Below are 19,879 nucleotides of genomic sequence, written 5' to 3'. Positions count from 1 at the left end.
TGATTTGGTTTCACTGAAAAGTATGATAAGATATTTTTAACCAATGAACAAGGAGTGAAGGGAATGTCAGAAACAAAACAATTACCAGCACGTGAATCGATTCCAGTCGAAAAAACGTGGGACTTAACGAAAATCTATGCCGATGATGCGGCTTTTGACATAGAATTTCAAGAGATCCAAGCACAAGTCAAAGAAGCAAGTCGTTACCAAGGCACTTTAGCCGATGGGCCGCAAGCCTTCTTATCCGCATTAGAATTTGTTTTAGCGCTTTCTCGTCGTTTAGAGAAACTCTATGTATACAGTCATTTGAAAAACGATCAAGATACTGCCAATACGACGTATCAAGGCTTGTATGCAAAAGCAAGTAACTTAGTTGCGCAAGTAAGTGAAGCCGTTGCTTGGTTTGATCCTGAGCTATTGACAATGTCTGATGAAACGATTTGGGGCTATTTCGATCAAGAGCCGAAACTAGCTGTTTATCGTCATATGATCGAAAAAACCATCAACGAACGTCCACATGTCTTGCCAGCGGAGCAAGAAGCGTTATTAGCTGGTGCTGGCGAAATTTTTGGGGCACCTGGCAACATTTTTTCTGTTTTAAACAATGCTGATTTGGATTTTCCAGTAGTTGAAGACGAAAACGGGGAAAAAGTGCAGTTATCTCATGGTGTATACGGTGAGTTGATGGAAAGCACGGATCGGTCTGTCCGTGAAGCAGCCTTTAAAGGTCTTTATGGTGTCTATGAGCAATTCCGCAATACCTTTGCCCAAACATTAAGCACCAATATCAAAGCCCATAACTTTAAAGCAAAAGCCCGCAAATTTGATTCGGCACGGCAAGCCGCTTTGAGTGCCAACCACATTCCTGAAAGTGTCTACGATACATTAGTGGATGTCGTCAATCAGCACCTGCCATTGTTGCATCGTTATATGGCATTAAGAAAACGCCTGTTGGCTGTCGATACGTTGCATATGTATGATGTTTATACGCCGATATTAGGGGAAGCACCCATTCGATATACCTATGAAGAAGCGGTCGAAAAAGCGAAAGAAGCGTTAAAACCATTAGGTGAAGAATACCTTGCGGTGGTTGAAGAAGCCTTCAGCAATCGGTGGATCGATGTCGTTGAAAACAAAGGCAAACGTAGTGGCGCGTATTCTTCTGGTGCCTATGACACGCTGCCATATATCCTGATGAACTGGAATGATCGATTGGATCAACTCTTTACTCTTGTTCATGAAATGGGACACAGTGTGCATAGTTACTTTACACGTAATAACCAGCCTTATGCCTATGGCGATTATTCGATCTTTTTAGCGGAAATCGCTTCAACCACCAATGAAAATATTTTGACAGAGTATATGCTGCAGACTGAAACAGATCCACGGGTCAAAGCTTATGTCTTGAATCATTTTCTCGATGGCTTCAAAGGAACGATTTTCCGTCAAACGCAATTTGCCGAGTTTGAACACTTCATGCACGTGGAAGATGCGAAAGGAACACCGTTGACCAGTGAGTTCTTAAGCGAGAACTATGCCGAGTTAAATGCAAAATACTACGGACCTTCTGTTGAAAAAGATCCTGAGATTCGTCTTGAGTGGTCACGCATTCCGCATTTCTATTACAATTACTATGTTTACCAGTATTCAACCGGATTTTCGGCAGCTTCTGCTTTAGCGAAGAAAATCTTAGCAGGTGAACCAGATGCCTTAACCAACTATTTGAACTATTTGAAAGCTGGACGCAGTGATTATCCAATCGAAGTCATGAAAAAAGCGGGCGTCGATATGACAAAAGCAGATTATATTGAAGACGCGATGAAAGTATTTGAGCAACGCTTGAATGAATTGGAAGAACTCGTCAAAGAAATTGAAGCATAATTGAAAAGCGAACCAATCCGTGAAGGATTGGTTTGTTTTTTTGTTTGTCCACAATAAAAAACGCTGCGCAGCGAGCCAAATACAAGATCATCGTTTGGCTCGCTGCGCAGCGTCGCTATTGAATAGGGTTTCATAAAAGAATCAACCCGCGATCAATTTCATGAATAGTGGAAAGTTTTGGTGCTTTCAAAGACTGAGCTTTTTGTAAAAATGTATCGAGTTCTGTTGCTGTACCACAGACGAGCGGAAGACTTCTCAGTTCCTCTGATCCTTCTAAAAGGACCCCATATTCTTCTTCACTTGAAAAATCATACACCACAGCAGAGGGTGTGATCGTGATGCCCATATCTTTGGCTACACGCTGATCGGTGGCAAAGTTCTTTTTCACTAGCTCAGAGGATCGATCTTCTAGGAACATCTCTAAATCACCATTCGTTTCAGAAAATAATTCTTTCACTAAGGCATCGCTATATTCTTGTCTTTCGATCCCTATCCGTTGTTGCAGTTTCAACAAGAAATCCCGCGCAATTTTTTTTCCTTGCAACTGAGCTGCCTTATAGTCCAGTGATGCAGCATAGATTTGGTTGGTCTGTTCATTTCGCAAGACCAAATCCGTCTTATTCATGGACAAATAGTCCATTGAGACACCTACGGAAAACAAGTTAACGAAAGGTAGGATCTGCAAATGGATTTTTTTGCGGCTGGTGTTTAATTTATTGAGAATCTCTTTTTCGATATCATAACAAATAGGCCCAATCGGATTAATAAATAAAAACAGTTCGATCATTTGAATCTCTCCCCAATTAAGATTCTTTTGTACCTTGAAAAACAAAATAAGTATGTTTTATTAAATATAGCAAAAAAACGCGAAAAAAGTAAGCAAAAGGACAGCTTACTATGATTTTTCTTCAACGGCTCGGATGATCTTGTTTTTCGCTGGTCGGTAAGGAACGCCAAAGAGACGTAACAAGGAGTGAAAGGCATCTTTCCCTTTAATCGGTTCGTTGACTTCTAACTCCAACTCATAATCATGCTGTTGACCATACCAGCTTTCATCTAACGCGAGCAATCCTTCTTCAATCGGAAATTCCGCCCGTTTCGTTTTTAATGCTGCGATCATACGTAACGTGTCAGGCTCGATACCTGCCGCTCTTAGGCGCTGAGCAACGATACCCGTAGGTAGAATTTTTTCTGAAGCAATCAATGAAGCTGCGGACGTTTTCGTTAAAGGATCAGTCGTCTCTAATAACCCGTGCTCAATGGGGGTTTTTAGCGTTAATTCCGCATTGGTAGCAGTCGTGCGAATACGCAAGCCGAATTGCTTTTCCCGCAGCTTATGATCTGCCGTATCAAAATAGTAGTTGGTTTGTATCTTAAATGCTTCTTCTGACAAATTGTAATAAGCAAGCAACTGGTGGTATTCTTTTTCCGTCAACATCGTTTTATATTCGATCTCTATTTGTTCGCCCATCGTTTCTCACTCTCTTTCTGTTGCAACCATAGTGTACGCTGTTTCAGCTATTCCGTCAAAGAAACCAAACAAAGAAAAGCTGAGACGTTGGGGGAGAGACAAAAAATCTTTTGTTTCTGCTCTTCTGTTCATTCAGTTTTATTCCAAGAGTATGGTAGAATAAGAGGTATGTTATGAACAGAATCGAGGGAGAAGAATGATTCGAGATTGGGAAGAATTCTTAGCGCCTTATGAACAGGCGGTTTCAGAATTAAAAGTAAAATTAAGAGGCATACGAAAACAATATAGGGAACAAAACAAGCATGTTCCCATTGAATTTGTCACTGGGCGGGTCAAGCCAGTGGATAGCATTTTAACGAAAAGTAAATTACGTGGGATTGCTTTGGATCGGCTTGAAGAAGAGATGTCTGATATCGCTGGATTACGAATCATGTGTCAATTTGTGGAAGACATTCACCAAGTCGTTGAACTCTTACGAACACGCAAAGACATGAAAGTGATCATTGAACGGGACTATATCACCAATAAAAAAGCCAGTGGCTACCGTTCTTATCATCTAGTGATCGAATATCCCGTTCAACTGATCGACGGGGAAAAAATTATTTTAGCTGAGATTCAAATTCGGACACTAGCGATGAATTTTTGGGCAACGATCGAACATTCACTAAACTACAAATACCAAGGGGAATTTCCCGCTGAAATCAGTGAACGGCTGCGTCGGTCGGCAGAAGCCGCCTATCAGCTAGATGAAGAAATGTCCAATATCCGTGAAGAGATCCAAGAGGCACAACGGTTATTTTCACATGGGAAAGGCAAGCGAGGCGGACATGATCAGAACCCGTTGCCAAAGGGGGAAACGGAATGAAAGGTATCCGCGTGGCAATCGTCCATAATCAAGAAAGCAAGTCGGTAGAAGTGACAAAGCGTTTAACTACGCTTTTAGAACAATCTGAAAATAAGATCGATCAAGACAATCCTGAATTAGTGATTTCTGTTGGGGGAGATGGCACGCTCCTTTCTGCTTTTCACTTGTACAATCATAAGTTGGACCAAGTGCAGTTTTTAGGCGTCCATACGGGTCATCTCGGCTTTTACACGGACTGGCGAGATTATGAATTGGAAGAACTAGTCGAGTCATTATGCAATGACCATCAAAAAAGCGTCAGCTATCCGTTATTAGATGTTCGTATCACGCATGCGAATGGAAAATCAGACAAGCATTTCCTTGCATTGAATGAATCAACGATCAAGCGCGGCAATCGCACGATGGTTGCCGATATTTCTATTAAAGAAGACCTCTTTGAAAAATTTCGCGGCGATGGCTTATCGATTTCAACGCCCACCGGCTCCACTGCTTATAACAAGAGTGTTGGTGGGGCAGTCTTACACCCAAGTATCAATGCCTTTCAATTGGCAGAGATTGCTTCGTTGAACAATCGTGTCTTTCGGACCCTTGGTTCGCCGATCGTCGTGGGTCACCATGAATGGGTCAAAGTACAACTGCAGCAAAGCACCGACTATTTAGTAACGATCGATCAGTTTACCATCGAACAAGAAGAAATCGATGCTATCTATTACCGTATTGCCGATGAACGGATTCATTTTGCGTCTTATCGGCATATGCATTTTTGGAATCGGGTCAAAGATTCCTTTATTGGAGAAGAATAAACCCATGGAATTTACGTATTACTATACTGGACAAGGACAGCAAGTCAAATATTTTTTGAAGGAACAAGGGGTGTCCAAAGGACTGTTAGCAAAAATCAAATTTCAAGGCGGAAAGATATTTGTCAACGATCACGAGCAAAACGTCTTGTTTTCTTTGGCGCAAAATGATAGGGTAACTATTGTAATTCCTCCTGAAGGAGAACATGAGACGATGCTGGCTGACCCGACACCGATTGAGATCGTGTATGAAGATGCCCATCTGTTAGTCGTGAATAAACCGGCTGGCATCTCATCAATTCCTGCGCAATATCATCCGACTGGCACGATGGCCAATCGCGTTAAGGCCTACTATCAAGCGCAGCACTATGAAGATCAAGTGATTCATGTTGTCACGCGGTTAGACCGTGACACATCAGGATTGATGCTTTTTGCAAAACATGGGTTTGCCCATGCGAAGCTGGATAGCCAGTTGCGAAAGAAGCAGGTCGTAAAAAAATATCAAGCCCTCGTTGCTGGTGAACTGCCCGCACTTTCTGCCCATGGTGAGATTGAGCTGCCGATTGCTAGGGACCTGACTTCACTATTGAAACGCAAGGTCAGTGACGAAGGAAAAGAAGCACGGACGGAGTATTGGCTAAAACAACGCAATTCAGATTGCGCTTTAGTTGATATTCAGTTACACACAGGCAGGACACATCAAATAAGGGTCCATTTTTCTGCGATCGGTTGTCCCTTATTAGGAGACGAGATGTATGGCGGTACAATGGCTCTTGGGATCAAACGACAAGCATTACACTGCTGTCAGCTGCAATTTCAGCATCCCTTTACGAATGAACCGTTGGCTTTTAAGCTGCCCTTACCAGCAGACATGGCCGCTGTTTGCTCAGCCATGGATAGGCAATAACAAATGAGGTGAAGAGATTGGATGAAAATCAAGAATTAACCGAACGGTTTGATCAACTGAATCAAGCATTAAAAGACAATGATATCCAGGGATTTCGTGAGGCATTCTTGGATCTGCATATCTACGAGCAGGGGCAATTCTACCAATCTCTAGAAGCAGCCGATCGACAAATCGTCTATACGTATCTATCGCCGAAAGAATTAGCAGACATGTTTGACGTCATTGAAGAAGATGATGAACACATGGTGGACTATCTTTCAGAGATGCGCCCCGCCTATGCGGCTGATATGTTGGCGCAAATGTATACCGATAATGCGGTTGACCTGCTGAATACTCTGGATAAAAAACAAACAGCGAAATATTTGAGTTTGATGACCGCTGAAGCTGCTAGCGAAATCAAAGAGCTGCTGCACTATGAAGATGAAACTGCTGGATCGCTGATGACTACCGAGTTTGTTTCCATTGTTGCCAACCAAACGGTTCGTTCAGCGATGTATGTCTTAAAAAATGCCGCAGATGTTGCCGAGACGATTTACTATATTTACGTCGTGGATACTGATAATAAGCTTGTGGGCGTTATTTCTTTAAGAGACTTGATCATCAATGATGAAGATACCATGATCGCTGATATTTTGAACGAGCGGGTGATGTCGGTCCATGTTGGAGATGACCAAGAGGATGTCGCTCAGACCTTCCGAGATTATGACTTTCTTGCATTGCCAGTCACTGATTATGACGATCACCTATTAGGGATCGTGACCGTCGATGATATCATCGACGTTATCGATGATGAAGCAGCCAGTGACTACTCTGGATTGGCAGGGGTCAATGTGGAAGAAGTCAGTGAGAACCCGATCAAAGCGTCTTCGAGACGCTTGCCTTGGCTTATCACCTTACTCTTTCTCGGAATGGCCACCGCCAGTCTGATCAGTCATTATGAAGAGTTGGTCAGCGAAGCAAGTATTCTCGCTGTCTTTATCTCACTGATCACTGGGACCGCCGGTAATGCTGGTACCCAATCCTTAGCCGTAGCCGTTCGTCGTCTGGCGATCAATGACGACAAAGAAAACAGCTTTATGAAGACGGTAGTTGGTGAAGTGCTGACAGGACTGTTCACAGGTGCCATCACGGGGTTGACGATTTTTGCTATCGTAGCTGTCTGGAAACAAAATCCGATTCTAGGGTTTGTGATTGGGATGGCGATGATGTGTGCCATCACAGTAGCCAACTTAGCGGGAAGTTTGATCCCGATGCTGATGGACAAGCTGGGGTTTGATCCAGCAGTGGCAAGTGGTCCGTTTATCACGACCCTTAGCGATTTGACCAGTGTTTTGATCTATTTCAACATTGCCAGTCTTTTTATGAACTATTTTATTCAATGAACAAAAAAGAGCAAGCCGATGATTCTTCATTCGAAGGAAGGTCATCGGCTTGCTCTTTAATTTTTTGGTTTTGGCAATACCCCAGAAGGAGAGACACCATAAAGTTTTTTAAAAGACTTGCTAAAGTGATAAGCATCCTGATAGCCCACAGCAGAGGCGACTTCTTTGATCGTGAGGTTTTCATTTTTTAACATGTCTTTGGCACGCTTTAAGCGAATCTCAATCAAGTAGTTGATGGGACTGACACCCGTCGCCTCTTTAAAAATCTTTGAAAGGTACGTCGGGCTGAGAAATTGATCCTGTGCGAGCTTCTCTAACGTGATTTCTTCTTTGTAATGATTTTCCAAGTAATAGACCGTATAGTTGACGATCTGTTGTTGTCGTCGTTGGCTTTTGGAAAGGTAAGGCACGACATTGATATGGTCTTCATTTAGTCCACGTAAAATGTAGACGAGCATCTCCATCAAAACAGCCTTTTGCATCAATTGAAACTCATCCCGCTCTTCACTGCTTTCTCTCACCAACTGCCAGGCTTTTTCCAAAACTTGATGATGGTATTTGCCTAGCTCCAACAAGGGGTGTTTGTTCGGGAAAAAATTCCGTTTAAACCCTTCCAAAGAAATATTTTTCAAACCAATATGCAACTGATGGGAGCGAGTGCCCTTTGGCTGCAATTCGCAGTGATCGACGCCAGGATTGAAAAGCATGACGCTGCCAGCACGGATTTTTTTCGCTGGTTCTTTTTCAAAATAATAGGTACTTTCTCCTTCTAATAAGACGCTGATTTCTAAAAAGTCATGATGGTGCATTTCTCCATGACTTTCTGATTGCGTCCATGGGTCAAAGAGATAGATGATTTCTGGATTAAACGTGCGAGGGTTAACTAAATTCATGGCTGATTCACTCCAATTGGGTGCTTATTTCCTGTAAAAAAAGGGAATGGTGCTTCTTACTAATATTTTACATCAAAATGAGTAAGAAAAACCATTCAAATCGCTTTTCAAAACGCTAAGCTTAACAACGAGAGGGGGAATTAGATGAGTAATACACAATGGATCTGGCGCTATGCCAAAAAGAACCGGGGAAAAATCATATTGGCAGTCCTGTTTTTAGTGATCAATGCAGCGCTGATCATTGTTAATCCGTACTTGGGAGGAATGGTGATCGATGATGTCATCAATCAGCAAAAAACGCACTTATTGATTCCATTATTGTTGATCATGATCGCAACGACCGTCATTCGTACCATTGTCCGCTACAGTTATCAAATTTTATTTGAACGGGTCGGGCAAAATACGCTATACGATTTACGGGAAGATTTGTATCAGAAGCTGCAAGAATTGGATTTCGACTTTTTCAATCACACTCGTGTGGGAGATATTATGGCACGGATGACTGGTGATACCGATGCCATTCGCCACTTTGTTTCTTGGGTGACCTACAATATCGCTGAATGTATCTTGTGGTTCTTTTCAGCGGTGGTGGTTATGAGCTTCATTGATTGGAAATTGATGTTGGCGCTGGTGGCTATCACACCGATCATATTTCTGTTGACCAATCGCATGTCTAAGAAAGCACACCCGTTGTTTTTTGACATTCGTGAGAGCTTTTCGCGCTTGAATTCAATGGTGGAAGAAAATATCGGCGGCAATCGAGTGGTGAAAGCTTTTGCTCGTGAAAATTTTGAGATTGAAAAATTTCGCTCTTACAACGAAGATTTTAAGACCCGCAATATGGCATCTGCCAAAGTATCCCGTACCTATCTGCCATGGCTTGATGGCTTAGCAGGAAGTTTGTCAGTCATTGCCTTGATTTTGGGTGGGATCTTCGTTATCAACGGCGAGATGACATTAGGGGATCTTGTTGCGTTTAATGGCTATCTTTGGATGTTGAATAATCCTATGCGCATGAGTGGTTGGTTGATCAACGATGTTCAGCGATTTTCTGCAGCCTGTATCAAAATTCGGCAAATGTTGGCGCAAGAATCGAAAATTCCTGTTCATCAACAAGAAAAATTAGAGCCAATCAAAGGATTTGTAGAGTTTAAAGATGTTTCCTTCCACTTTTCGGATGATCCGAATCAAAATGTGTTGGAAAACATCAACTTCAAAATTGGCCCTGGCCAAACGTTAGGGATCTTAGGGGAAACTGGGTCAGGGAAAACGACGTTAGTGAATTTGGTTGGACGCTTTTATGATCCCACTGAAGGGGAAGTATTGATTGATGGAAAAAACGCCAAAGAGTATCCCGTGCGCCAAATGCGGGAAAACATTTCAATGGTGATGCAAGATGTTTTCTTGTTTTCCAATACCATCTCCGACAACATTGCTTTTGGAAATCCTTTAGCTGATGAAGGCTTTATTCGGCAAATGGCGGTAGTCGCTGATGCAGATACCTTTATTTCTCGGATGCCTCAAGGCTATGAAACGATCGTGGGCGAGCGAGGTGTGGGGCTTTCTGGCGGACAAAAACAACGGATCTCCCTAGCACGGGCCTTAGCCAAAGATCCATCGATCTTGATTTTGGATGATACGACGTCTGCCGTCGATATGGAGACAGAATCGAAGATCCAACAGGAGCTGACAAAATTAACAGGAGAGAAAACGACGTTTATCATTGCGCATCGAATTTCCTCTGTTCGAGAAGCCGATCAGATTCTGATGATGGAAAAAGGACGAGTCGTTGAACAAGGGACCCATGAAGAACTTGTCAGTCTGCGGGGCAAATACTACGAAGTGTATCAAAAACAATTAGGCTTGTCAGGAGGTGAAGACGATGGCGAGAAATAAATTTGATGTGGATGAGGAATTAGACCAGGAGTTTAGTTGGAAGGATTTCAAACGCTTGTCACAATATGTCGTTCCTTATAAAAGAAGTATTGCCAAAGTCCTATTTACGATCATTCTGGCAAACTTAGCAGGAATGTTGGCGCCCGTTTTCACAAAGATCGCGATCGATTCATCGATTCCTGAGAAAAATGTCAACCAATTGCTGCTTCTAGGAGCTGCCTTTCTAGTGACCTTGATCGTTATCGGCGTCTGCATGCGTTACCGTATCTACCATATCACGAATATTGGTCAAGACGTATTGAAGGATATGCGCTTTGATATTTTTGAACATCTGCAGCGACTGCCTTTTTCTTATTTTGATACAAGGCCCCACGGCAAGATCTTGATTCGCATCGTAAACTATATCAATACACTGAGTGACCTATTGAGCAACGGCCTGATCAATTTGATCTCGGATGTTTTCAACGTCATCATCACCTTGATCTTTATGTTTGCGATCGACTTCAAATTGACCTTGTATTCCCTTGCGTTGCTGCCAATTTTGTTCATCATGGTGATGGTGATCAAGAATAACCAGCGCAAAGCCTATCAGGTGTTGAGTAATAAACAATCCAATCTAAATGCTTACATTCATGAAAGTATTGCTGGTATCAAGATTACTCAATCCTTTGCGCGAGAAGAAGAAAATGCTGAGATCTTCCAAGAAGTCAGCAATGATTACCGGACTTCATGGATGAAAGCTGTCAAAATTCAGTTTCTGATGTGGCCAGGGGTGCAAAACATTTCAGTCATTACGACTTGTTTGATTTATTTTGTCGGCATTCGTCAGATCGGTGTCGATGTCAGCACAGGTACTCTGATCGCTTTTATCAGTTATATCAATAATTTCTGGAATCCAGTCATCAATATCGGGAATTTTTATAATTCTTTGATTACAGCAACAGCCTATCTTGAACGGATTTTTGAAACGATGGATGAAGTCCCAGATATCGAAGACAAACCTGATGCAAACGTATTGCCGACGATGAAAGGGACCGTTGATTTTGAACACGTGACCTTCCGATACGAAGAAGGCAAAAACATTCTTTCTGATGTTAACTTCCACATTGAACCTGGGGAAAGTATTGCTTTGGTTGGTCCTACTGGTGCAGGGAAAACCACGATCATCAACTTGCTGAGCCGCTTTTATGATGTCAATGAAGGCAGTGTTAAAGTGGATGGGATGGACGTTCGTGACGTGACGCTGGAATCGCTGCGCTCACAAATGGGGGTCATGCTGCAAGATACCTTTATTTTCTCAGGAACGATCATAGAGAATATTCGCTATGGAAAATTAGATGCGACAGAAGAAGAGATCATCGAAGCAGCGAAGATCGTCCGTGCCCACGACTTTATCACGGAGTTGAAAGACGGCTATCAAACCGTCGTCGAAGAACGAGGAAGTACTTTATCTGCAGGGCAACGGCAACTGATTTCCTTTGCCCGAGCGTTGTTGGCTGATCCAAAAATTTTGATCTTAGATGAAGCGACCTCAAGTATCGATACGAAGACAGAAGAATTGCTGCAAGAAGGATTGTTGAAGCTGTTAGAAGGCAGAACCTCATTTATCATCGCTCACCGATTATCCACGATCAAAAATTCTGATCGAATCTTTTACGTGGCAGGGGGGACGATCGCTGAATCGGGTAACCATGATCAGCTAATGGCACAAAAAGGCTTGTATCACCATTTGTATCAATCACAATACGACTTATTGCAAGCCATCTAAAAGAATCCCTACAAACGATAGAAGCGCATCGTTTGTAGGGATTTCTTTGTGTCCTTCAAGCTCAATCGTTAAGGTCAACGATTCTGGTTCCATGAACTTCTTTTACACCTAGTGTATCGGCAACTTCTTGGGCATTTTCAAAGGAAATGCCACCGCCAGGTAAAATCGTTAAACGCTCACCAGCATAGGCGATCAATTCTTTCAGACGATCGAAATTTGCTTCGATTGGAGTGCCTGCAGCACCACCATGGGTCAAAATCCGCTGTACCCCATGCTCAGCTAACCAATCGATCGCCTTGAATTGGCGCGCTGCAGGAATCGCGTCGAACGCCATGTGAAAAGTAACCTGCAAGCCTTCTGCGGTTTCTAACAGTAGCTCCAATGCTTCTTCGTCCAACCAGCCGCTAGGTGTTAAGCAACCTAGAACAACGCCGTCTGTTCCTAATTTTTTTGCTTCGATCAAGTCGGTATGCATGATTTTCAGTTCTGTATCATTGTAAACAAAATCACCACCCCGAGGTCGAATGATCGTCATAACGGGTATTCCTTTTTCGCCAGCATATTGCAGAACTTCTTCTTGCACGCCGGTACTTGGTGTTGTTCCGCCGACTGCTAAATTATCACAGAGTTCGATGCGCTTTGCACCTCGGGCGATCGCTAAGGGAATATTGGTATAGTTTTCTGCACAAAATTCTTTTAACATGATTTACCTCCATTAGATGGGTGTTCAATTGATTTGTTATTCTATCCACTAGCATTCTACCACAAGAATATGCTAAAGTAGAGCAGAGATGAGGGAAGTTGAATGTTAAAAAAAATCGATCGCGGGCGCCTTTTTTTAAACGCCCATTATCACTTGTTTGAATGTCCATTGTGCCGCCAAGCATTTTTCCCGACCGAAAATGGCTTGGTTTGTCCAAATCGTCATCGATTTGACTTATCAAAGAAAGGCACACTTTTCTTTTTGGATCATCAAGTCAAAGCAGATTATGATCAAGCACTGTTTTTGCCGCGTCAACGAATGATCGCTAGCGGCATGTATGCACCAGTCATTGAATGCATCAAAGCAGCTTTAGGGGATGCTAAGCATCTTTTAGATGTTGGCTGCGGGGAAGGCAGTTTTCTGGCTCAGCTGGTCAATGAAAAGACTCAGGCGGCTGTCGGCTTTGATATTGCCAAGGACGGAGTCTATCTAGCAACCAATCAAAACGTACCAGCTTTTTGGTGTGTAGCGGATCTGACCAACCTGCCGTTTGCTGAAGCGAGCTTTGATACGATTTTCAATCTATTTTCGCCGTCAAATTATGGGGAGTTTAACCGCATTTTAAGAAAAGGCGGACAGCTGATCAAAGTGGTCCCTGCGGCGGATTATTTAAAAGAACTACGAGCCGCTTTTTATCCTGACGATGAAACAAAACAACAGTATTCGAATGAACGGGTCGTTAGCAAATTTTTTGAACACTATCCCAACGCATCCCGTCAAAGAGTGACGCATGTTTTTGCGATCCCTGAAGAAAATCGTCAAGATTTACTTGCCATGTCCCCGTTAGAGTGGGGGGCTTCGGAGGAACGCAAAGAAAAGCTGCGACAAACCCCTTTGACACAGATTACGGTTGATGTTGAGGTGTTGATTGCGAAAATTTCCTGAAAATATTTTGAACTTTTTTGTTATTTACTCTTGCAATCATGCCATGGGAGTGATATATTGTTCTCAAGTCATTTTTCATTGGTTTTTATCAGGTTCCTGTTCTGATAAAAGTTAGTGAAAAGAGCTTCACTAACGTAACGACTCGCAGTGATCGACACCGAGTTGGTACGTTTTTTTTATGCCCAAAAAAGCGCCCAAAAAATGTTGTTTCTAGAAAAACAAGCGTGCCAAAATATGGTACTATAGAAGTTATTGAAGTAGTTATTGAGCATGTAATGGAAAACGTAACGTTTAACGACACAAATCAATGCGAGAACCGATCGGCAGTATCCGATCGAAAGGAGTTTTTATCTATGAATCACATCGTTCTTTTTGAACCTCAGATCCCAGCCAATACGGGGAATATTGCACGGACGTGTGCAGCAACAAATACTCATTTACACTTAATCGAGCCTTTAGGCTTTTCAACGGATGACAAGCAATTGAAGCGTGCTGGGCTTGATTATTGGCACGATGTCAATATTACCTATCATAAAGATTTAGCTGCTTTTATGGACTTTTTAGGAGCGCGTCCGTTGTACCTGATCTCGAAATTTGCCAATCGCGTGTATTCTGATGTCGATTACACCGCCGATGACGATCAGTTCTTCATTTTTGGGAAAGAAACGACGGGGCTTCCAGAAAGCTTTATGCGTGAGCATGCCGAAAAATGCTTGCGGATCCCTATGAATGATGAGCACGTTCGTTCCCTAAATCTATCAAATACGGCGGCCTTGATCATTTATGAAGTTTTGCGGCAGCAAGGATTTCCGCAGTTGGAATTGACGCATCATTACGAGAACGACAAATTAGACTAAGAAGCGAGGCTTTTTCGATGCAATTATACTTTACCCGTCACGGAAAAACAGAGTGGAACCAAGCACGCCGCTTTCAAGGAATGCTGGGGGATTCGCCGTTATTGCCAGAAAGTTATGACGAGATCAAATTACTCGGTGATTATCTGGCAGCTATTCCTTTTGAGAAGATTTACTCAAGTACATCTTTGCGAGCAAAAGTGACTGCCCAAGAGATCCAAGCAAGACTCCAACACCCTGTTGAAATCATTTATAATGAGAACCTGCGAGAAATCGGACTCGGTGAATTGGAAGGTCGGTCCATAGATGAAATGCATGAGAAGTATCCCCAGCAACTGACTGATTTGCGTAATCACCTGGATCGATACGATCCCAGTGCCTTTAAAGGTGAGCCGATCCAAGAAACATTGAGCCGAATCGAGACCGTCGTCATGGATGCGGTGATGCAGCATGAAGGCCCATTATTGTTCGTCGGTCATGGAGCATCCTTTACGGCTGCTATACAGTGGCTTGCAGGCAAACCATTAGCCGAATTAAGAGAGCAAGGTGGATTAGTCAATAACAGCGTTAGCTTATTAGAGACGAATGAACAAAAAGTATTGCCTTTTGAACTAAAAGTTTGGAATGAAGCAAGCTTTTTAAGCAATCAGGCAGGATTAGACGCTTTATTGTAAACCATGAAAGGAGCGGCACCATGATTCCAGAAAGAACGTTTTTTGTCGGCCATGTTGCCGCCATCTTTTTCCAGAATCCCAGCAATTTTTATAAAGTACTATTAGTTAAAGTCACTGAGAATAATGCCGACTACAAAGACTCGGAGATCGTCGTTACTGGTAGTTTCGGCGAAATCCAAGAAGAGGAAAAGTATCGGTTTTTTGGTGAGCTGGTCAATCATCCCAAGTATGGCGTCCAGTTGAAGGCCGAAAGCTACCAACAAGAACAACCAACCTCTGAACAAGGGTTGATCGCCTATCTTTCAGGAGAAAAATTTCCTGGGATCGGCAAGAAGACCGCTGAAAAAATCGTTGATCTTTTAGGAGAAGAAGCGATCGACCGGATGCTGGAAGAACCAACATTGTTGGAGCAGATTCCAGGATTGAATGAAAGTAAGCAAAAAATGATTTTAGATACCGTTCGGCAAAATCATGGGATGGATCAAGTGATCGTTGGCTTGAGCCGTTATGGTTTTGGTAGTCAGATTTCTTTTGCAATCTACCAAGCCTACAAAAATGAAGCATTAGCAATTATCGAAGAAAATCCTTACCAGCTGGTGGAAGACATTGAAGGCATTGGCTTTAAACGCGCAGATGGCATCGCTGAGCAGCTAGGGATCGAAGCTTCGTCACCGCAACGGTTTCGAGCCGCAGTCTTGCATCAGATCTTTGCCCAATCCTTGCAGACGGGTAATACCTTTATCCACGCCCAGGACTTGTTAGAGCAGACACTGCGTTTATTAGAGACGAGTCGACCTATTGAGATCGCGCCAGACGACCTGGCCTCAACGATCATTCAGTTAGTGGAAGAAGGAAAAATCCAGCAAGAAGAAACTCGTTTATATGAAAACAGTTTGTACTTTTCTGAGTGGGGAATCGCTAGTTCCATCGAACGCTTGCTTTCCCGCAAAAAAGAGATCGTGTATCCTGAGAAAAAAATCAGCAAAACGCTGCGAAAAATTGAGAAGCATCTAGGCATCACCTATGGTTCTTCGCAAGAAGAAGCAATCAAAGAAGCCATCCGTTCGCCATTGTTTATTTTGACAGGAGGACCTGGTACTGGGAAAACGACGGTGATCAATGGGATCGTACAATTGTTTGCTGAATTGAACGATTTGGACTTAGAACCATCAAAATACAGCGACGAAACCTTTCCGATTCTCTTGGCAGCACCGACTGGTCGAGCCGCCAAACGAATGAACGAAACGACTGGCTTGCCAAGTGGTACGATCCATCGTTTGTTAGGCTTGAACGGACGTGAAAAAGCGCCATCGATCAGTCCAAAAGAATTAGAAGGCGGCTTACTGATCGTCGATGAGATGTCTATGGTGGATACATGGCTGGCGAATACCCTCTTTAAGTCGATTCCTACGAATATGCAAGTGATTTTTGTGGGGGATAAAGATCAGCTTCCTTCTGTGGGACCAGGGCAAGTCCTTCATGACTTGCTAGCGATCGCTGCGATCCCGAAACAAGAATTGACGGAAATCTATCGTCAAGGCGATGGGTCAAGTATTATTCCACTCGCCCATGCCATAAAAAACGGGCAGCTGCCTGCTGATTTTACACAAAACCAAAAAGATCGTTCTTTCTTTGCGTGTGATGCTTACAAAATCGAACCGTTGATCGCTCAAATCGTGAAACGGGCAAAAGACAAAGGCTATACGCCGCAAGATATTCAAGTGTTGGCACCGATGTATCGTGGGGCAGCGGGTATCGATGCCCTTAATAAAATGATGCAAGAGATTTTTAACCCCAATGATGGGACCAAAAAAGAGGTGACCTTCAATGATACGGTGTATCGTATCGGCGATAAGGTCTTGCAGTTGGTAAACTCTCCTGAAGATAACGTGTTTAATGGCGATATGGGTCAAATCGTTGGGATCACTCTAGCCAAACAGTCGGAAGACAAGATCGACGAGCTGGTCATTCAATTTGATGCCAACGAAGTGACCTATAAGCGGAATGAATGGAACAAGATCACGTTATCCTACTGTTGTTCGATCCATAAATCTCAAGGCAGTGAATTTCAAATGGTTATTTTGCCGATGGTTCATCAATACCAACGTATGCTGCAGCGCAATTTGCTATATACTGCTGTGACCCGCAGCAAAGAGATGCTGATTTTACTTGGTGAACCACAAGCGTACCAAACTTGTGTCAACCACGAATCTGCGACTCGTTTAACGACGCTGAAAGAACGCATCAATGGCACAGAAAAAATGACGCCGTTGCAACGTGCAAAATTGGCCCAATTTGAAGAAGCCGATGATCCATTTTATGATGATTCCTCTGTTGACACGAAAGTAAAAACGTCTTCGACGAAGATAAAGGAGCAATCCAGCACTGAAGTTACTGCTAACAAGCAAGCGGTAGAAAAGACCTCAGATAGTGGGCTTGATTTGTTTGCTTTTGCCGAGACGGAGCCGTCAGCATCAAATCAGACAGAAACGGCAAAGCCTCTGTCAGGGGATAAGGTTCTAAGTGAAGGGACTACGGGGGAAGAAGCACTCATCGAAGAAACGCCGAACGATGGTGTATTGACTTTAACGATGGTCAAAAAGCATTTAGTGGATCCAATGATTGGCATGAAGGATTGTTCTCCATACGACTTTATGCCCACAAAAAATGGTTGATTCAAAGATGAGAAAATACTAAAAAAGGGTCGTTAGTGAGCGCTTTCTTTTGGTTTTTTAGCTTCTTATGCTAAGCTAAAATCAAAAGGAGGCGTTACGTTATGGCGAAAGAAACCGAAGATAAATTAGCAAAATTAGCAAAAGAATCTGGCAACGACTTTAAAAAGTTAGATGAGATGGAAAAAGAATTCAAATTGGATGAAAGTCCTGAGTCAGAACGAGGCGATCGGGAAGAATCTGGCTTAGAAAAAACGTTAGATAAGGCACCGATTTTTCCGCCTAACACACCGAATAATCCAACGAATCCTGGCAGTCCTGGAAATCCATAGCTTGTCCACCAAAAAACTACGACAGTCGGATATTCGAATAGAAAACAAAAAGCCTGAAGAATGCAGCTTCGCATTCTTCAGGCTTTTTTGCAATCGATGAGGTTTACTTTAAATGCTGATAATAATAGATCGCTAATTGCGTGCGATCCCGCAACTCCAGCTTTTCTAGTAATTGACTGATGTAATTACGAATGGTTCCATCACTTAGATACAAGGCATCGGCGATTTCTTTATTATTTTTACCCGCTGCTACTTCTTTGATGATCGCAAGTTCACGTTCGCTAAAAGATGCTTGATTATCTATCGCTGGTTGGTTCTTCATCATTTGCGTGAAGGTCTCGACGATCTCATTCCCAAACACGACTTGCCCATTGTATGCGGCTTTGACAGAAGGGATGATCGCTTGCAGGTTCTGTTTGATCAAATATCCTTTGACACCGATAGAAAAGGCTTCACGAATGTATTCTTGATCTTTGAAGGTGGTCAAAAGCAAGAGGATCGCTTGCGGAAATTTAGCCAGTATTTCTTTGGCAGCAGCGATCCCAGTTTGTTCCGGCATACGGATGTCGGTCAACAAAACATCCGGACGATGGGCTTCGTAAAGAGCAATGGCGTCTTTGGCACAATGACCGATACCCAGCACCTGAATCTCTTCTGTACTTTCAAGAATGGTTTGTAACGAGGTCGTCACAAACGGGTCATCATCAATAATGACTACAGTAATCATTGGTGTTCCTCCTTTGGTAAAATGATCGTCAACTGAAAGCGTTGGTTTTCTTGTAAAATATGAACTTGACCTTGCAGCTCCTGGACCCGTTGACGCATCGTCTTCAGACCGATTCCGCTGTTTGCAGTTTGGGGTGAATTGACGTCCTCGTTGGTGATTTGCAAACGGTAAAAGGCGGGCAGCGTGCGAAAATGCACGACAACGGTTTTGGCATGACTGTGTTTGATGCTGTTGGTCAAGGCTTCTTTGATGACCATTAAGAAACAGTTTTGCTGTGCTTCGCTCAATCCTTCAAACAAGTTTCCTTCAATCGTTATGGAAGAGGGGAAATCAGCAATCAGAAACTCTATGGCTTGCGGAAAAGAAATCGATTTTTCATGGAGATCATGAACGCTTTGCCGAATGCGATCCATCCCAGTGTGAACCGTTGCACTCAAATTTGCTAACGGCACATTTAATTTCGGCTCTTGATTGATCATTTCAAGCGCACCAATTTGTAAAATGGCACTCGAAAGTAGATGGCCGACATTGTCATGGATATCTCGCGCGATTCGATTTCGTTCTTCCGCGATTTGTAAGGCTAATTTTGTCTCTTGTGAGAGGGCTAATGCTTTGTTTTGTTCCGATAACTGCTGCTGCTTTTCCCAATGGGTATCTTTTGAAGCAATATATTTTTTCTCAAGATCGATCATTCGCTGCTCTTTTTTTCGTAAATAAAAAGCGAAAAGCAGTAGCAGGATGATAAAGGCGAGCTCAGTGGGTGAATGGTTGCCAACCGTCGAAATCAACAAGAAACCTAATAGGAATAAACCATCATCTTGTCTTTCTTTTGGAGCGATCACCCGCATCATTGCGGGCAAAAAGAGGGCAAGCGCTGGCCAAAAGGCACATAGCAGCAACAGAATAACTTGAAAAAACCAGCTTGGTTTCTTAGGCAGCAAATAACTGACGCCAGTAAATAAAACAGCGATCAGCAGATAGATGACTTGCACAGCAACAAATCCTTGGTTTACCAATAAGAACAATGAGATAGCGAGGAAAAAGCCCGCTTCGGTGAGTGGTCGATAGTTCGTCATAGGAGACTCCTTCATTGTGACAAATGTCATGGT

General features: G+C 43.0%; 18 protein-coding genes. 12 read left to right on the top strand and 6 right to left on the bottom strand.

What is annotated here, in order from left to right; genetic code table 11:
• Positions 1-63 precede the first annotated feature (63 nt).
• Complete coding sequence (gene pepF, locus IGI76_RS10305) at positions 64-1,881, top strand: oligoendopeptidase F (protein WP_016610833.1); 1,818 nt, start codon at positions 64-66, stop codon at positions 1,879-1,881.
• 130 nt (positions 1,882-2,011) lie between these two features.
• Here pepF and IGI76_RS10300 read toward each other — a convergent pair whose 3' ends face one another.
• A complete protein-coding gene (locus IGI76_RS10300; RefSeq protein ID WP_005229705.1) occupies positions 2,012-2,668 on the bottom strand; it encodes a ClpXP adapter SpxH family protein in 657 nt (218 codons plus the stop codon).
• Between the two features lie 108 nt (positions 2,669-2,776).
• Positions 2,777-3,352, bottom strand: coding sequence for a CYTH domain-containing protein (locus tag IGI76_RS10295; RefSeq protein ID WP_016610835.1), 576 nt, complete (start codon positions 3,350-3,352; stop codon positions 2,777-2,779).
• A gap of 196 nt (positions 3,353-3,548) precedes the next feature.
• Between IGI76_RS10295 and IGI76_RS10290 the strand changes: the two genes are divergently transcribed.
• The 4 genes from IGI76_RS10290 to mgtE are packed head-to-tail and all read left to right on the top strand — an operon-like array spanning position 3,549 to position 7,306.
• A complete protein-coding gene (locus tag IGI76_RS10290; RefSeq protein WP_005229708.1) occupies positions 3,549-4,217 on the top strand; it encodes a GTP pyrophosphokinase in 669 nt (222 codons plus the stop codon).
• Between the two features lie 5 nt (positions 4,218-4,222).
• Positions 4,223-5,020, top strand: a complete 798-nt coding sequence (locus IGI76_RS10285) for an NAD kinase (RefSeq protein ID WP_438781751.1) — start codon at positions 4,223-4,225, stop codon at positions 5,018-5,020.
• Between the two features lie 4 nt (positions 5,021-5,024).
• Complete coding sequence (locus tag IGI76_RS10280) at positions 5,025-5,924, top strand: RluA family pseudouridine synthase (RefSeq protein ID WP_034858411.1); 900 nt, start codon at positions 5,025-5,027, stop codon at positions 5,922-5,924.
• A 17-nt stretch (positions 5,925-5,941) separates the two neighbouring features.
• Positions 5,942-7,306, top strand: a complete 1,365-nt coding sequence (gene mgtE / locus IGI76_RS10275; RefSeq protein ID WP_010749430.1) for a magnesium transporter — start codon at positions 5,942-5,944, stop codon at positions 7,304-7,306.
• 56 nt (positions 7,307-7,362) lie between these two features.
• Here the strand turns inward: mgtE and IGI76_RS10270 are convergent, their stop codons facing one another.
• A complete protein-coding gene (locus IGI76_RS10270; RefSeq protein ID WP_010749431.1) occupies positions 7,363-8,199 on the bottom strand; it encodes an AraC family transcriptional regulator in 837 nt (278 codons plus the stop codon).
• Between the two features lie 144 nt (positions 8,200-8,343).
• Here IGI76_RS10270 and IGI76_RS10265 point away from each other — a divergent pair, with 144 nt between their 5' ends.
• Positions 8,344-10,095, top strand: a complete 1,752-nt coding sequence (locus tag IGI76_RS10265; RefSeq protein WP_438781495.1) for an ABC transporter ATP-binding protein — start codon at positions 8,344-8,346, stop codon at positions 10,093-10,095.
• A complete protein-coding gene (locus IGI76_RS10260) occupies positions 10,082-11,863 on the top strand; it encodes an ABC transporter ATP-binding protein (protein ID WP_060792246.1) in 1,782 nt (593 codons plus the stop codon). Before IGI76_RS10265 ends, IGI76_RS10260 begins: the two co-directional genes overlap by 14 nt.
• Positions 11,864-11,924: 61 nt before the next feature.
• On the opposite strand, the gene IGI76_RS10255 is transcribed toward IGI76_RS10260, so the two are convergent.
• Positions 11,925-12,566, bottom strand: coding sequence for a copper homeostasis protein CutC (locus tag IGI76_RS10255; protein WP_015509972.1), 642 nt, complete (start codon positions 12,564-12,566; stop codon positions 11,925-11,927).
• Positions 12,567-12,668: 102 nt separating this feature from the next.
• Here IGI76_RS10255 and IGI76_RS10250 point away from each other — a divergent pair, with 102 nt between their 5' ends.
• The 5 genes from IGI76_RS10250 to IGI76_RS10230 all read left to right on the top strand — a co-directional run bounded on the left by IGI76_RS10250 (position 12,669) and on the right by IGI76_RS10230 (position 18,043).
• The gene (locus IGI76_RS10250) at positions 12,669-13,511 is read left to right on the top strand and encodes a methyltransferase domain-containing protein (RefSeq protein ID WP_231434804.1); all 843 of its coding nucleotides are present in this window, start codon (positions 12,669-12,671) and stop codon (positions 13,509-13,511) included.
• Between the two features lie 353 nt (positions 13,512-13,864).
• The gene (gene trmL / locus IGI76_RS10245) at positions 13,865-14,368 is read left to right on the top strand and encodes a tRNA (uridine(34)/cytosine(34)/5-carboxymethylaminomethyluridine(34)-2'-O)-methyltransferase TrmL (RefSeq protein ID WP_015509970.1); all 504 of its coding nucleotides are present in this window, start codon (positions 13,865-13,867) and stop codon (positions 14,366-14,368) included.
• 17 nt (positions 14,369-14,385) lie between these two features.
• Positions 14,386-15,039: a histidine phosphatase family protein gene (locus IGI76_RS10240; RefSeq protein ID WP_015509969.1), complete on the top strand. Its 654-nt coding sequence runs from the start codon at positions 14,386-14,388 to the stop codon at positions 15,037-15,039.
• A 20-nt stretch (positions 15,040-15,059) separates the two neighbouring features.
• Positions 15,060-17,714, top strand: coding sequence for an SF1B family DNA helicase RecD2 (gene recD2 / locus IGI76_RS10235; protein ID WP_231434803.1), 2,655 nt, complete (start codon positions 15,060-15,062; stop codon positions 17,712-17,714).
• A gap of 101 nt (positions 17,715-17,815) precedes the next feature.
• Entirely contained in the window at positions 17,816-18,043 is a 228-nt protein-coding gene (locus IGI76_RS10230) for a hypothetical protein (protein WP_005229738.1), read from the top strand.
• A gap of 103 nt (positions 18,044-18,146) precedes the next feature.
• Here the strand turns inward: IGI76_RS10230 and IGI76_RS10225 are convergent, their stop codons facing one another.
• A complete protein-coding gene (locus tag IGI76_RS10225; RefSeq protein ID WP_010749438.1) occupies positions 18,147-18,770 on the bottom strand; it encodes a response regulator transcription factor in 624 nt (207 codons plus the stop codon).
• Positions 18,767-19,876 (bottom strand): sensor histidine kinase, encoded by a 1,110-nt coding sequence (locus IGI76_RS10220; RefSeq protein ID WP_375354794.1) that lies wholly within the window; start codon positions 19,874-19,876, stop codon positions 18,767-18,769. Before IGI76_RS10220 ends, IGI76_RS10225 begins: the two co-directional genes overlap by 4 nt.
• Positions 19,877-19,879: the final 3 nt, after the last annotated feature.

The organism is Enterococcus sp. DIV2449a (genome assembly GCF_051711225.1).
In the GTDB taxonomy this organism is placed as follows: domain Bacteria; phylum Bacillota; class Bacilli; order Lactobacillales; family Enterococcaceae; genus Enterococcus_D; species Enterococcus_D casseliflavus.
This window is presented reverse-complemented; position numbering and strand designations above follow the sequence as displayed.

Excerpts from the sequence above, each read along its gene's own strand:
- pepF (WP_016610833.1), top strand. The coding sequence starts at position 64 with ATGTCAGAAACAAAACAATTACCAGCACGTGAATCGATTCCAGTCGAA.
- IGI76_RS10300 (WP_005229705.1), bottom strand. The coding sequence starts at position 2,668 with ATGATCGAACTGTTTTTATTTATTAATCCGATTGGGCCTATTTGTTAT.
- IGI76_RS10295 (WP_016610835.1), bottom strand. The coding sequence starts at position 3,352 with ATGGGCGAACAAATAGAGATCGAATATAAAACGATGTTGACGGAAAAA.
- IGI76_RS10290 (WP_005229708.1), top strand. The coding sequence starts at position 3,549 with ATGATTCGAGATTGGGAAGAATTCTTAGCGCCTTATGAACAGGCGGTT.
- IGI76_RS10280 (WP_034858411.1), top strand. The coding sequence starts at position 5,025 with ATGGAATTTACGTATTACTATACTGGACAAGGACAGCAAGTCAAATAT.
- IGI76_RS10270 (WP_010749431.1), bottom strand. The coding sequence starts at position 8,199 with ATGAATTTAGTTAACCCTCGCACGTTTAATCCAGAAATCATCTATCTC.
- IGI76_RS10265 (WP_438781495.1), top strand. The coding sequence starts at position 8,344 with ATGAGTAATACACAATGGATCTGGCGCTATGCCAAAAAGAACCGGGGA.
- IGI76_RS10260 (WP_060792246.1), top strand. The coding sequence starts at position 10,082 with ATGGCGAGAAATAAATTTGATGTGGATGAGGAATTAGACCAGGAGTTT.
- IGI76_RS10255 (WP_015509972.1), bottom strand. The coding sequence starts at position 12,566 with ATGTTAAAAGAATTTTGTGCAGAAAACTATACCAATATTCCCTTAGCG.
- IGI76_RS10250 (WP_231434804.1), top strand. The coding sequence starts at position 12,669 with ATGTTAAAAAAAATCGATCGCGGGCGCCTTTTTTTAAACGCCCATTAT.
- trmL (WP_015509970.1), top strand. The coding sequence starts at position 13,865 with ATGAATCACATCGTTCTTTTTGAACCTCAGATCCCAGCCAATACGGGG.
- IGI76_RS10240 (WP_015509969.1), top strand. The coding sequence starts at position 14,386 with ATGCAATTATACTTTACCCGTCACGGAAAAACAGAGTGGAACCAAGCA.
- recD2 (WP_231434803.1), top strand. The coding sequence starts at position 15,060 with ATGATTCCAGAAAGAACGTTTTTTGTCGGCCATGTTGCCGCCATCTTT.
- IGI76_RS10230 (WP_005229738.1), top strand. The coding sequence starts at position 17,816 with ATGGCGAAAGAAACCGAAGATAAATTAGCAAAATTAGCAAAAGAATCT.
- IGI76_RS10225 (WP_010749438.1), bottom strand. The coding sequence starts at position 18,770 with ATGATTACTGTAGTCATTATTGATGATGACCCGTTTGTGACGACCTCG.
- IGI76_RS10220 (WP_375354794.1), bottom strand. The coding sequence starts at position 19,876 with ATGACATTTGTCACAATGAAGGAGTCTCCTATGACGAACTATCGACCA.